Here is a 13,020-nt window from a genome sequence, read left to right on the forward strand (position 1 = left end):
TCGATTCACATCGCATATATTATAAAGTACGATATTAATAGATTCACAAACCCTCAAGGTGGTGAGCAATAAATTGATTCATAAAAAAATATATAATGCCAGAAACTTAAAAACAGCGAAAGGTACTTTAATTATTGAAGGTCCTGTCTCTACACATAATCTTGAAATGTATGAATTTCATCCAGACTTAATTGCGTTTCGTCCTGCCGAGCAGCAATATAAAGCAATTGTCGAAATTTCTAAATTGCCAGAAGCTCGTCTCATTATTGCTAGACATGACCAAACGATCGTTGGATATGTTACATACTTATATCCTGATCCGCTCGAGCGATGGTCAGAAGGAAAGATTGAAAACTTAATTGAACTGGGGGCGATTGAAGTTGTCCCAGCCTTTCGCGGTTGCTCTGTCGGAAAAAACTTATTAGAAGTTTCAATGATGGACGATCATATGGAAGATTACATTATATTAACGACTGAATATTATTGGCACTGGGATTTAAAACAAACAGGCTTAAATGTTTGGGAATACCGAAAAGTAATGGAAAAAATGATGAATGCCGGTGGTTTACAATGGATGGCTACAGACGATCCTGAAATTTGTTCACACCCCGCTAACTGTTTAATGGTTCGCATCGGTAAGCGCGTCGATACGGATTCCATTCAAGCATTCGATCGTCTACGTTTTCACAATCGTTTTATGTATTAATAAAGGGGGCAACTGGAATGATTGTAGAAGAAATTATGAATCAAAATGTAGTAACATTGCAACCAGATGACACAATCGAAACAGCAATCCGAACAATACGTACGAAAGGTATTCGGCACATTCCAATTGTCGATCAAAATAATCACGTAGTAGGCATTATTTCTGACCGGGATGTAAGAGATGCAAGTCCATCAATTCTTGATGAACAAGTTTCACTCGATATGCTACAGCAACCGCTCGAACTTATTATGAAACACCCTGTCATGACTTGCCATCCTCTTGATTTCGTTGAGGAAATTGCTACTTTATTTTTTGAAAATAAAATTGGCTGTCTCCCTGTTACAAAGGCCGGAAAGCTAGTAGGCATTATTTCCGAATCTACAGTACTGCACACATTAGTGAAATTAACAGGAGCACATCAGCCTAGTTCACAAATTGAAATTCAAGTGAAGAATGAACCTGGTATTCTCGGAAAAGTAGTTGCTATTTTTAGCAATTTACAAATTAATATTGTGAGCGTTCTCGTCTATCCAGCAAAAGACGAGAATGATAAAGTACTTGTTTTCCGCATTCAAACGATGAATCCTCTAAAAGTGATTGATGCACTTGAAGCAGAGGGCTACCGCGTATTATGGCCAAACATAATGGGGATGCAAGCATGAGCAGCGCCTTCATTTATTCGGATGATTTTCGGGGCTATTCTTTTAGCCCTGATCATCCTTTTAACCAACTACGCGTCACACTTACGTATGATTTATTACAAAAGAGTGGTTTTATCTCCCCTTCTCAAGTCATCTCGCCAAGAATGGCTACGGATGAGGAAATTGCATTCATTCATACAGAGGAGTACATAAATGCGGTAAAACTTGCTGGAGAAGGAAAGTTAGAAAAATCAATTGCGATGACATATGGGCTCGGAACAGAAGATACACCGATGTTTCCAAATATGCATGAAGCAAGTGCATTACTCGTTGGCGGTACGTTAACAGCTGTCGATGCTGTTCTTTCCGGGAAAGTAAAGCACGCCCTCAATTTAGGCGGCGGCTTACATCATGGCTTTCGTGGTAAAGCATCTGGCTTTTGCATTTATAATGATAGCTCTATCGCAATGAAATACATTCAGAAGAAATACGGTTTACGCGTTTTATATATTGATACGGATGCTCATCACGGTGACGGGGTACAATGGTCTTTTTATGACGATCCTAACGTGTGCACCATTTCATTACATGAAACTGGGCGTTATTTATTCCCTGGAACTGGCGCAGTAAATGAACGTGGACAAGGAAATGGATATAGTTATTCTTTTAACGTTCCACTCGATGCTTTTACAGAAGACGAATCATTTTTAGATTCATATCGAACTGTTGTAAAAGAAGTTGCAGAGTACTTTAAACCGGATATTATTTTAACGCAAAATGGTGCTGACGCTCATTATTACGATCCACTCACACACCTTTGCGCAACGATGAACATTTATCGTGAAATACCGAAACTCGCTCGTGAAATCGCTAATGAATATTGCAATGGTCGCTGGATTGCCGTCGGCGGCGGTGGCTACGACCACTGGCGCGTCGTCCCAAGAGCCTGGGCACTCATTTGGCTCGAAATGAACAACATCCAAAACATCTCAGGTTATCTCCCTCCAGAATGGATTGACGCTTGGAAAGGACAAGCAGAAACAGAACTTCCCCTCACATGGGAAGATCCAGACAACATGTATCAACCTATCCCTAGAAAACCAGAAATCGAAGAAAAAAACACATTAACTGTAGCGAAATCTCTCGAAATTATTCGGAATAATATGACAAAATCTTTGTACTAAGCAGAAAGGAGGCTCGCTTTTTGAACAGCCTCCTTTTATTTATTGTCGGTTTCTGTCGGTAAGTCGATATATTTTAATAATCGCTGATATATTTTGAGTTGCGGTCGATATATTTTGATAATCGCTGATATATTTCGAGTTGCGGTCGATATAATCGAAAAATCGCTGATATATTTTCAGTTACTAATGGACTGGTCCAACTTTTATAAGACAAGGGAGTGATATTATGTGGAAACAACAAATAATTAACACGAAACGTGGCACATTTGAACTCTTTACAAAAGGCAATGGCGAACCACTTTGCATTACACATCATTATTCACAGTTTAATAATACAGGTGATTATTTTGCGGATGTTTACACTTCCACACATCGTGTATTCCTTATTAATTTACGAGACGCTGGTAACTCTGTAAAAGCCCGGTCAGAAAATGAATTACGTATGATCGAAACGATTCACGACTTAGAAGCGATACGAGAATCTTTACAATTTCCCACATGGCATTTGGCTGGTCATTCAACAGGCGGTATGCTTGGACTTTTATATGCCATTACATATCCAACTTCCTTGCAATCATTAGTCATGGCCGGAGCCGCAGCAAGCAACTATACCGAAACACCATTTTGTATTTATCATCCAGAACATCCACAGTTTCATTATATGCAAGAACTCATCGAAAACTTGAAAAGCCCTCATCTTACAAATGCAGAACGAAAAGAATTATCTACTAAGAGAACTAAATTATCATTGTATAAACCTGAAAACTACAACTCTTATTTTTGTAAACCAATCCAAAAAACAATGTCCGCTAGCCGGATGAACGCTTTCTCTTATGAATATCCGTTATTTGATTTAAGAAAGTACTTACCTTCTATCCATACAAAGACGCTTATTATTTGCGGAAGACATGATGTGCAGTGCCCGATTCAATATTCTATTGAAATGCATGAGGGGATACGCAATTCTATTTTTGTGCCATTTGAGGACAGTAACCATTATTCTTTTTTAGAAGAAGTCGCCTTATTTACTTCTACTACTCAAAAATTTTATAAATCGTTACACAAAAAAAGTAGCATGCACTAAACCTGCTACTTTTTTCATATTTTACTTCCCTACAAATGTAACTTGTTCCCCAGTCGCCCAACCTCCCATCGGCACAACTATATACTTCATTCCTTGCTGCAGAGTTGCACCATTTTGTAAGTCGAAGATTCCTACTGTACCTTTTCGAGAGCTGAAGCGATATTGTGCTTCTACTTTCTTTCCATCTTCACTTTGCAACTCTACTTTTCTACCAGCAAAGAGTTCCATGCTCGGATCTTTATCTAATGTAACTTGAATAGATTTATTGTCTATTGCTTCTGCACTTTGAATGACTAATGGCGCAATAGCTGAAGCAGTAAATTTCGGATTTTTAACGGTTACCCAGTCAGACGTAATTGTGTACTCTGTTCCTGGTTTCAACGTTTGCCCTGCAGGTAAGCGGAATTTAGGCGCTTGTCTACCATCTGCTGCTTGTGTAAACGGAACATATCCAACTTCAATTTTCTCACCTGAACTTGCTGTAATCGTTAGTTTTCTATCACGAAGTGAAGAAATGATTTGATATTGTTTACCATCTTTATCTTTATTTTCTTCATCTAATTGGAATGCTTGATTACCTCTTCCTGCTTTATACGCTTCAATAATATTTGCATAATCTACCACACCATCTTCTAAAAATGATTCAATTTCAAACGTATCATTTGTCACTTGCTTCGCTTGGCGAACATTAATCTTTTCCGAACTTCCTTCAAACTTTTCTTTTTTACCACCCTTATAACTTAACGTATATTTTTCACCTGGTTTTTGCACCTTTACAGGTACGATATATGTACTCGTTGCCCCTGTTTTTAGTCTCGGTACATTCACAATTTCCAGGCCATTACTAAACACGAAGTTTTTCTTAATAGCATCTAAGTTTTCTAATTTCACTTCTTCTTCTGATAACGGTTTAGCAAACGTTAGTTGCAATGTCATCGCATTTAATGGCTCTAATTTCGTAATTTGTGCTTGTTGTTTTTTCTTCTCTTTTTTCGCCTCTTGCTTCGTTTCTTGTTTTGATTCCGCCTTCGTTTCACCTTGCGCGCACCCTGTTACAAGTACTGTAAATCCAATTACTGCTGGTACTAAAAATTTCATTTTTTTCATCTTTATACCCTCCAAATTTATGATTAATATCTTCATTGTTTCCTATGATATTTATAATAAATAGCGGGTATAAATTGCCTATAAATAAATTATTAAAAAAAGATAAAATAAAGATAATATATTTTTAATCTCATTTTTTTCAATAAAAAAACCTATCAACAATTTAACAGGTTCACTACACATTAAAGCGATAACCAGCTCCCCACACTGTTTCAATATATTGCGGATGAGCAGGATCTCTTTCAATTTTTTCACGTAACTTTCTAATATGAACAACAACCGTCGCTAAATCACCAGCTGAGTCTAATCCCCAAATACGTTCAAATAACTGTTCTTTATTTAACACTTGGTTTGGATGCATTACAAAAAATGTTAATAAATCAAATTCCTTCGTTGTAAACGCAACTTCTTTATTATTTATAAAAACTTTCCTCGCTCGCTGATCGATAGAAATCCCGTGAATGTATAATGTATCACGCTTCTTAACCATATTTCCTGATAATCTTTCATAACGAGAAATATGTGCTTTTACTCTCGCGACTAACTCACTTGGACTAAATGGTTTCGTTATATAATCATCCGCACCTAATCCGAGTCCGCGAATTTTATCTATATCTTCCTTCTTTGCTGAAACAAGTAAAATAGGAATGTCTTTTATAGCGCGTATTTGTTTACAAATTTCAAATCCGTTCATCTTCGGAAGCATAATATCTAAAATAATTAAGTCATAATCTTCCTGTAAAGCCCTTTGTAAGCCTGTTTCTCCAGAATGCTCTACATCAACTTGAAAATCATTAATTTCTAAATAATCTCGCTGTAATTCTGCAATACTTACTTCATCTTCAATTAGTAAAACTCTCTTCAATTCATTCACCACATTCCTGTACTTTTTGCAGCGAGAAGAAAATACTTGTGCTTTCTCCAAGCTTACTTTCTGCCCAAATTTCCCCACCATGTTCTTCAACAATTTGCTTCGCTATCGCTAAACCAAGTCCACTTCCACCTGTGCTAGAATTTCGTGATTGCTCTGCACGATAAAAACGCTCAAAAATATATGGAAGTGTATCAGATTCTATTCCTGATCCATTATCCTTTACCTTCACGATAACTTTGTTTTCATTACTTGATGCTGTAACGGTAATTTTTTTCTCACCTTTATCCATGTACTTCACACTATTATGAATTAAATTCGATATAACTCTCTTTATTTTTTCACGATCCGCTATTACATATAGCGGTGATACATGCTGTAATTGTAAGTATACAGATATACCTTCTTCACTTAAATCCATCTGCATCTCTTCTATTAAATCTTGCATAAACATATTTAACTCTATCGTTTCAAACTGAAATGGAACTCGGTTCAAATCGAGCTTCGAAAACAAAAAGAGTTCATCAATGAGTGTGTCCATATGTTTTGCTTTCGTATGAATGGTTGTTAAATATTTATCCATTTTTTCCGGCGTATTTGCTATCCCATCTTTTATTCCTTCCACATAGCCTATAATAGATGTAATTGGTGTTTTTAAATCGTGAGAGATGTTTGAAATAAGTTCTTTTCGATTTTCTTCATATTGCGTTTGCATCTCAATCGACCCTTTTAACTTCTTCCTCATTTCCTCAAATCCTTGGTTTAACTGTCCTATTTCATCATGCGATGTAGCTGGAATTTGAAAATCTAAATTTCCTTCTTTAATTCTCTCAGTCGCATCTTTCAATACAAAAATTGGTTTTATCACACTTCTTGAAACGAAGTAACTTAATAGTCCAATAAGTAAAATGGCTAAAAGTAAGAGCGATACGAACAAAATTGGAAATAATTTTTGTGTAAGATCTACGAACGAACTTTGCTTTTTTAGTACAAATATACTCCCTTCTTCATTCTCTGGAAAATAAAAATCAAATTTTACATATCGATAAAATGTACCATTTAGTTCCGTTGTGCCACGACTATTGATATTTGTCTTTTCAAACTTTGGAAGAGCTTCTTTTAAAGCTACGCTTTCAAATACTTTTGAAGCATATGAAATTGCTTCTCCTTTCCTTACAACTATTTTCACATCCTCCTCTTCGATCGATGACATGAACGATTCATCTAACAATTGCGATTGATTCTGTTTAGCCTCCGATTTCAATTCAAGAAAAATATTTTCTTCTTCTGCCGTCAGTGGCTTTTGAATATAAGAACTTTTGTAGAAATTTTTCACTGATTCTAAATCACCAGTTATCGAAAAAACAATTAAAAATCCCGTAACTAATATAAGCGTAATGGAAACGAGAATAACAGCGATATAAGAAAATAAAAATCTTGTTTTAATAGACATAATTAAAATCCTCACTTTCCCCCGCTATTTTTGGGCAGTAAGACTCCCACCTCAAAATTCGCCTGAAGCAAAGAAGTTAGGTGGGAGTCGGGCTGCCCGTAAACGCCCGATTGGTGAAGGCTAATAATCAGTGGGGGATGCCCCCCCATTGATTAAAGTTTCACTTTATCTATCCTTATTACTCATAAGCATAAAAATATATGTTCAAATACTCAAGCGATTTTATAGTAATTTTAGCACCAGTTTATAAAAATTTAATGTTCCTATTTTACAGTTTAAATTAGGATACCGAATTGCTTACAAAAGGAGGTTGAAATTCCATGTTCAAAAAAACATTAAGCATGATATGTTGCGTAATTTTTTTACAAGGATGCTCACAAGCACAAGAAGTTAAAAAGGAGATGACAAACATGGAGACAGCACTACTAACAGCTACTGAGAAACAAGAAACGAATACTGTTATATCATTACTCAAAAAAGGGGCTGACATAAATATAACGGACAATAAAGGACGTACTTCTCTTATGATTGCTACATACAAAAATGATATAAAAACCGCCAAAGCTCTTATCGACGCTGGTGCTGACGTAAATATCCAAGATGATATGAAAAACAATCCATTTCTATACGCCGGTGCAGAAGGTTACTTGGACATTTTAAAACTAACGATTGATGCTGGTGCGGATCCAGCACTTACGAATCGTTACGGCGGAACAGCTCTTATTCCCGCGTCAGAACATGGCTATATTGATGTTATAAAAGAACTCCTTACTCGAACAAATATCGATGTAAACCATATAAATAACCTCGGATGGACAGCTTTAATGGAAGCCATCGTACTAAGTAATGGAGATGAAGCACAGCAACAAGTCATTCGCCTTCTTATTGAACATGGTGCTGATGTAAACATTCCCGACAACGATGGTGTTACCCCATTGCAACATGCCCGTGCTCATAACTTTGAAGAGATAGAGAAAATTTTGCTAAAAGGACGTAAGTAAAAAGCTAATTTTTGCCTTCCTCTCCCGCCCTATGCTACATTTAACCCGTTACATCAATATTGATAGGGTGGGAATAAAAATGAACAAACCTCGAATTGGAATGATTGGTCTTGGAAGTATTGCACAAAAAGCCTATCTTCCAACACTTACAAAAGAAACAGATTGGAACTTTGTTGGGGCGTTTACACCTAACGCAGAGAAAAGAAAACAAATTTGCCAGCAATATCGCATTCAAGACTTTCATTCTATGGACACACTAGCTTCTGAATGTGATGCAATCTTCGTTCATAGTTCAACTGCTACACATTATGAAATCGTTTCTGAACTTTTGAAAAAAGGGATCGATGTTTATGTTGATAAGCCGCTAGCTGCTACTACTGAGCAAGCAGAAAAACTAGTTGAAATGAGTGAAAAGTATAATCGAAAGTTAATGGTAGGATTTAATCGCCGTTTCGTTCCTATGTACGTTACTGCCAAAGAGCAAGCTAATGATATTTCATGGATTCGAATTGAAAAGCACCGTACAAATAAAGTGGGGCCATATACGTATGACTTTACTATGTTAGATGATTACTTACATATTGTAGATACTGCTCGCTGGTTAGCTAACGATGACCTTAACGTCGTTCATAATATGATACAAATCAATGACAAGAACGAACTTCTTTACGGACATCATACATATACAACTTCAAATGGACTATTACTTTCTACGGCGATGCATCGCCATGCTGGTACAAATTTAGAACAAATTGAACTTGTAACAACAGGGAAAATCATTCGCGTAAAAAATATGAACACATTTGAAGTTGAGCAGGAAAATTCAGTTTCACAGATTGGTTCACCATCATGGGATACGACGTTAAAACAGCGCGGTTTTGAAGATGCTGTTCATCATTTTATCGAATGTTTACACGGAGATACAAGGCCGCTAGTAGATGGATTAGAAGGATTAAAAACGCAGCAAATGCTGCAATCTCTACTTGAAGATGTAAGCAAAAATTAAAACGGATACATTTTTCAGAATTTACTTTCATTCCCATTTCCTCTTTATTTCTCTCACAAATTTCTATAGAATATGTTGATAGGAATTATAAATTTCATATTGAATCGTGGAAAGGATGGGATTGACACATGTGGAACGAGTTTAAAAAGTTCGCTTTAAAGGGAAACGTCATTGATCTAGCTGTCGGGGTTGTAATCGGTGCTGCATTCGGTAAAATCGTTAGTTCTTTAGTAAAAGATATCATTACACCATTAATCGGTTTATTAATGGGAGGAATTAACTTCACAGGATTAAAATTTACAGTAGGCGAGGCCTCTGTTAAATATGGTAACTTTATCCAAACGATATTTGACTTCCTAATTGTTGCATTTGCAATCTTCATTTTCGTTAAAGTCTTTAACAAAATGACTTTAAAAAGAGAAGAAGAAAAGAAAGAAGAAAAAGCAACAAAAGAAGAAGTTCTTCTTGGCGAAATTCGCGACTTACTAAAACAACAAAACTCTTCTAAAGATAGAGCATAATTGAACGGACAAAAGGCATGCCCCTCTCGGGACATGCCTTTTTTATATGCTATAACGTTTCCGAATTCATATGAATAAATGCAATAATACCTGCAACCATAAGTACCATAATGCTACCTGCAAATAGTGTAATACCGATAAACATTAAACTCGTACTTAAATCTATCGAAATACTTTCAGTAAAAATTGAAACTACATACGTGATAAGGGCGATTCCTGCAAGAATACTTCCTGGAACAAATCGCTTTAAGCCATTTTGTTTTAACGTCATATATGCAAAAATAGCAGTCATGCAAAGCGTAATTATCCAAAGAACGATCATCTCTTCTCCCCCCTCACAAGCCTTTTCTTTCTATTATACATGACATTGCCCTATAATAGTTAAATTTGCACTTGTGTGACATATAACAAGGAATAACCCCAACTGTAGCGAATATCTTATGCAGAATCCCAAATACATTACCATTATCAAAGCAACGTATTTACAATACCGGCTTCACTTATCGCGAGTATTGTTTATAAAGTAAAACATTCAGCATAAGGAGATTGATCTCATATGTACGCTGTAAAATTATTATTTGAATCTGTTCATTCAGGTGAACCTAATCCTAGTAAAATTGATGAACATTATGAAGAGAATCACGATACACTTTTTGAAGAAAGTATCATTCTCGTTAAGGCGAACACTTTAGAGGAAGCTCACGAGCTAGGTGAAAAGATAGCTCTACAGTCTGAAGATACGTACGATAATATGTACGATGTGCAAGTAACATGGCAGTTTCGAAAAGTGTTACATGTATTTGAATTAAATGATACGTCATTTGAGACAGGAACAGAATTGTACGCAAGATTTTTACATGTTAAGAAAAATGAAACTGTCGATACAGTAGTTAAACAATACTATCCTGAATACTAATAAGAGCTCACAGCTATCGCTGTGAGCTCCCTTATTCTTACTTCGTTGAATCTCTAAATTGGATACGGTGAGGTAAGATAACTGAGTGATCTTCTACTTTTTCTTTGTTCATGTATTTCGTTAGTAGACGCATTGCTACTGCACCGATATCATACATTGGTTGTACAACTGTTGAAAGTTGCGGACGAACCATTAATGCAAGACGTGTGTTGTCAAAACCAAGCACTTCGATATCAGTTGGTACGTTTAATCCCGCGTCTTGTGCTGCGTGGATTACACCTAGTGCCATTTCATCAGAAGATACGAAGATTGCTGTTGGCTTTTCATCCATGCTCCAAAGTCTTTCAAACGCTTCTATACCTGAATCATATGTGTAATCTCCATCAATTATAAGATTTTCATCATATGAAATACCTGCTTCTTCTAAAGCTTTTTTATAACCTTGTAACTTCTTCGCGCTTCCTGCTTTATCAATGAAAGGACCAGAGACGAAACCGATACGTTTATGTCCTTGCTCAATAAAATGCTTCATTGCATCGTAAGCGGCTTGTGTATAATCAATATTTACTGATGACGTTTCATTTTGCTCATCAAATGACGCTGCTAATACGATTGGTACTGGAGATTTTTTGAACTCTTCAACGTGAATATCTGTAATATCTTCACCCATGAAAACAATCCCGTCCACTTGTTTCCCAAGCATCGTATTTAATAAGTGGAACTCTTTCTCTTTGTTTTGGTCAGAGTTACTTAAAATGATGTTATATTTGTACATTGTTGCGATATCTTCAATTCCACGAGCAAGTTCTGCATAAAACGTATTTGAGATATCAGGAATAATAACACCCACTGTAGTTGTCTTCTTACTTGCTAGTCCACGTGCTACCGCATTTGGGCGGTATCCTAAAAGATCAATTGCTTCTAATACTTTCTTTCTTGTTGTAGGCTTTACATTTGGGTTACCGTTCACAACACGTGATACGGTAGCCATTGAAACGTTTGCTTCACGCGCTACATCATAGATTGTTATGTTCATCTCTTCGCACACTCCTTCTATTTATGTTATCTATTTTTATGTATCGGTTCACTTGAATGAAAAAAAGACATCAACTCTATTTGCAGATGCCAACAATCGTCCCGAGTTCTTCCTTTTACTAATGATACGATAAAAACGCAGGGTCATACAATATTTTCCCGCAAAAGTTTCGAAAAAATTCGCTTCTTTTCTCGTATTTTCGTATTTTTTATGCAAAAAAGGTCAATTTTTGTAAAAAACTATGTGACAAGGGCTACATAGACTAAGAAATCTTTTTATAATTTACTTCCGAATACTTTTAATTCTTTCATAAACTCATTGAACTGCGGAAAATTTATAAAATAAAAAAGACAGCTTAAAAACTGTCTTTTTTATTTTATAGGAAAGAAACAAACGGTTTATCGCTGTTCTTCTCTTTTATAATAACAGCCTCGATTTTATTCTCGGACTTTATCTGTAATTGAACTTTAGCATCTTTAGGAAATTGTTCTAACATACTTTGAGCAGCAATTTGAGAGAGTGCCATTAATTCTGACTTACCATTATATTTAACGACAAGATCCATCTTTAATTTATCCATCTTATTTTGCTTATAAGAAATCTTAGCATTAACAGGGATATAATCTCCTGGAGAGAATTTCTTTATTGCTTCCGAAAAATCATCTAACTTTTTCTTATCTTCTCCGTGTGCTCCCTCAAATTCTTGAGAAGGATACGAATACGATTTTTCATCAATAGTATTCCAATTTCCAAGGTTAGTCTCGTTCTTTTGAACAGTAGCGCTGGCAATATAAGTACCATTCTTTAAAGAACTTGTACTTTCTTGCTTGAATATAGCAAACGTAATTGGTGATTTGTTATATTTATCATTTTTATTAATAGCTTCTACAAGCCCCTTAGCAACTTCAGTACCTTTAGAAATAGCTTCCTCATTAGATACACTTGAAGACATAGATAAACCAATAACAACACCAGATAAGCTTAATTCATTTGAATTCTGTTTGCCGAAGTAGTCCTGTTCTATAATATTAGTCAAAACTGGTACTGCTTGTTTCGTAACTAATTCATCAATTGTTTTCTCTGGAATATATTGATTTAATTGTAATACGTAATTTTCTGTATCGAATTGTTTTGAAGCAATATCCATTAAACCATTTTCATATTCTGCTAAATCTAGTTTAGAATTAGTCTTAACATTAACTGTATTAATTACCTTTTGTTCTTTTAAAGGAATAACAGTTCTATAGTAATCCTTAGAAACAGCAGTTCTTGGAATCATACTTTTTTCTTTCGTATCTTTCTGTACAACTTCATCTTTCTTCTCAATAGTATTATTGCTGCAAGCCCCCAGTAATAAACTTAAGCTTGCGATGCATAACGCCATTTTCTTCATTGCTTAAAACCCACTTTCAAAAGTCAATTTACTTAGTTTTAATGTATCTCTAGTGTACCAGTGAACTACCCACCACTTAGTATCTCTTACGAGTTTACCCC

At 35.7% G+C, this 13,020-nt stretch carries 14 protein-coding genes and 1 pseudogene; 9 read left to right on the top strand and 6 right to left on the bottom strand.

What is annotated here, in order from left to right; translation table 11 throughout:
- Positions 1-73 precede the first annotated feature (73 nt).
- From acuA to JTF23_RS08325, 4 genes are all read left to right on the top strand, one after another.
- Positions 74-706, top strand: coding sequence for an acetoin utilization protein acetyltransferase AcuA (acuA, locus tag JTF23_RS08310; RefSeq protein WP_002112293.1), 633 nt, complete (start codon positions 74-76; stop codon positions 704-706).
- Between the two features lie 17 nt (positions 707-723).
- On the top strand, positions 724-1,368 hold the full coding sequence (locus JTF23_RS08315) for an acetoin utilization AcuB family protein (RefSeq protein WP_131232635.1): 645 nt from the start codon (positions 724-726) through the stop codon (positions 1,366-1,368).
- A complete protein-coding gene (gene acuC, locus JTF23_RS08320) occupies positions 1,365-2,531 on the top strand; it encodes an acetoin utilization protein AcuC (RefSeq protein WP_016106362.1) in 1,167 nt (388 codons plus the stop codon). Before JTF23_RS08315 ends, acuC begins: the two co-directional genes overlap by 4 nt.
- A gap of 226 nt (positions 2,532-2,757) precedes the next feature.
- A complete protein-coding gene (locus JTF23_RS08325) occupies positions 2,758-3,615 on the top strand; it encodes an alpha/beta fold hydrolase (protein WP_213020016.1) in 858 nt (285 codons plus the stop codon).
- Between the two features lie 21 nt (positions 3,616-3,636).
- Here JTF23_RS08325 and JTF23_RS08330 read toward each other — a convergent pair whose 3' ends face one another.
- From JTF23_RS08330 to JTF23_RS08340, 3 genes are all read right to left on the bottom strand, one after another.
- Positions 3,637-4,722 carry a hypothetical protein gene (locus JTF23_RS08330; protein WP_204208488.1) on the bottom strand — a complete coding sequence of 362 codons (1,086 nt, stop codon included), beginning with the start codon at positions 4,720-4,722 and terminating at the stop codon, positions 3,637-3,639.
- 175 nt (positions 4,723-4,897) lie between these two features.
- Positions 4,898-5,587, bottom strand: coding sequence for a response regulator transcription factor (locus JTF23_RS08335; RefSeq protein ID WP_033710726.1), 690 nt, complete (start codon positions 5,585-5,587; stop codon positions 4,898-4,900).
- A 1-nt stretch (position 5,588) separates the two neighbouring features.
- Positions 5,589-7,046 carry a sensor histidine kinase gene (locus tag JTF23_RS08340; RefSeq protein ID WP_002112299.1) on the bottom strand — a complete coding sequence of 486 codons (1,458 nt, stop codon included), beginning with the start codon at positions 7,044-7,046 and terminating at the stop codon, positions 5,589-5,591.
- A 320-nt stretch (positions 7,047-7,366) separates the two neighbouring features.
- On the opposite strand from JTF23_RS08340, the gene JTF23_RS08345 reads away from it, so the two are divergent.
- From JTF23_RS08345 to mscL, 3 genes are all read left to right on the top strand, one after another.
- Complete coding sequence (locus JTF23_RS08345; protein ID WP_204208489.1) at positions 7,367-8,047, top strand: ankyrin repeat domain-containing protein; 681 nt, start codon at positions 7,367-7,369, stop codon at positions 8,045-8,047.
- A 79-nt stretch (positions 8,048-8,126) separates the two neighbouring features.
- On the top strand, positions 8,127-9,053 hold the full coding sequence (locus JTF23_RS08350; RefSeq protein ID WP_204208490.1) for a Gfo/Idh/MocA family protein: 927 nt from the start codon (positions 8,127-8,129) through the stop codon (positions 9,051-9,053).
- A gap of 128 nt (positions 9,054-9,181) precedes the next feature.
- Positions 9,182-9,574 carry a large conductance mechanosensitive channel protein MscL gene (gene mscL, locus JTF23_RS08355; RefSeq protein ID WP_016106367.1) on the top strand — a complete coding sequence of 131 codons (393 nt, stop codon included), beginning with the start codon at positions 9,182-9,184 and terminating at the stop codon, positions 9,572-9,574.
- A gap of 49 nt (positions 9,575-9,623) precedes the next feature.
- Here the strand turns inward: mscL and JTF23_RS08360 are convergent, their stop codons facing one another.
- Positions 9,624-9,896, bottom strand: a complete 273-nt coding sequence (locus JTF23_RS08360) for a DUF3917 domain-containing protein (RefSeq protein ID WP_002199128.1) — start codon at positions 9,894-9,896, stop codon at positions 9,624-9,626.
- A 111-nt stretch (positions 9,897-10,007) separates the two neighbouring features.
- On the opposite strand from JTF23_RS08360, the pseudogene JTF23_RS08365 reads away from it, so the two are divergent.
- A pseudogene (locus JTF23_RS08365) lies at positions 10,008-10,115 on the top strand (DUF3949 domain-containing protein); the annotation flags it as partial.
- Positions 10,116-10,130: 15 nt separating this feature from the next.
- Positions 10,131-10,490: a DUF4288 domain-containing protein gene (locus JTF23_RS08370; RefSeq protein ID WP_098988711.1), complete on the top strand. Its 360-nt coding sequence runs from the start codon at positions 10,131-10,133 to the stop codon at positions 10,488-10,490.
- A gap of 37 nt (positions 10,491-10,527) precedes the next feature.
- Here the strand turns inward: JTF23_RS08370 and ccpA are convergent, their stop codons facing one another.
- Together ccpA and JTF23_RS08380 are read right to left on the bottom strand one after the other, a co-directional pair.
- The gene (ccpA, locus tag JTF23_RS08375; protein ID WP_204208491.1) at positions 10,528-11,526 is read right to left on the bottom strand and encodes a catabolite control protein A; all 999 of its coding nucleotides are present in this window, start codon (positions 11,524-11,526) and stop codon (positions 10,528-10,530) included.
- Between the two features lie 376 nt (positions 11,527-11,902).
- Positions 11,903-12,919 carry a CamS family sex pheromone protein gene (locus JTF23_RS08380; protein ID WP_204208492.1) on the bottom strand — a complete coding sequence of 339 codons (1,017 nt, stop codon included), beginning with the start codon at positions 12,917-12,919 and terminating at the stop codon, positions 11,903-11,905.
- Positions 12,920-13,020: the final 101 nt, after the last annotated feature.

The sequence above is a fragment of the Bacillus sp. RIT 809 genome (assembly GCF_016892495.1).
In the GTDB taxonomy this organism is placed as follows: Bacteria; Bacillota; Bacilli; order Bacillales; family Bacillaceae_G; genus Bacillus_A; species Bacillus_A cereus_U.

Coding starts and splice junctions, on each gene's coding strand:
- JTF23_RS08370 (WP_098988711.1), top strand. CDS start 10,131: ATGTACGCTGTAAAATTATTATTTGAATCTGTTCATTCAGGTGAACCT.
- JTF23_RS08380 (WP_204208492.1), bottom strand. CDS start 12,919: ATGAAGAAAATGGCGTTATGCATCGCAAGCTTAAGTTTATTACTGGGG.
- JTF23_RS08360 (WP_002199128.1), bottom strand. CDS start 9,896: ATGATCGTTCTTTGGATAATTACGCTTTGCATGACTGCTATTTTTGCA.
- JTF23_RS08325 (WP_213020016.1), top strand. CDS start 2,758: ATGTGGAAACAACAAATAATTAACACGAAACGTGGCACATTTGAACTC.
- JTF23_RS08330 (WP_204208488.1), bottom strand. CDS start 4,722: ATGAAAAAAATGAAATTTTTAGTACCAGCAGTAATTGGATTTACAGTA.
- JTF23_RS08315 (WP_131232635.1), top strand. CDS start 724: ATGATTGTAGAAGAAATTATGAATCAAAATGTAGTAACATTGCAACCA.
- JTF23_RS08350 (WP_204208490.1), top strand. CDS start 8,127: ATGAACAAACCTCGAATTGGAATGATTGGTCTTGGAAGTATTGCACAA.
- mscL (WP_016106367.1), top strand. CDS start 9,182: ATGTGGAACGAGTTTAAAAAGTTCGCTTTAAAGGGAAACGTCATTGAT.
- JTF23_RS08345 (WP_204208489.1), top strand. CDS start 7,367: ATGTTCAAAAAAACATTAAGCATGATATGTTGCGTAATTTTTTTACAA.
- ccpA (WP_204208491.1), bottom strand. CDS start 11,526: ATGAACATAACAATCTATGATGTAGCGCGTGAAGCAAACGTTTCAATG.
- acuC (WP_016106362.1), top strand. CDS start 1,365: ATGAGCAGCGCCTTCATTTATTCGGATGATTTTCGGGGCTATTCTTTT.
- JTF23_RS08340 (WP_002112299.1), bottom strand. CDS start 7,046: ATGTCTATTAAAACAAGATTTTTATTTTCTTATATCGCTGTTATTCTC.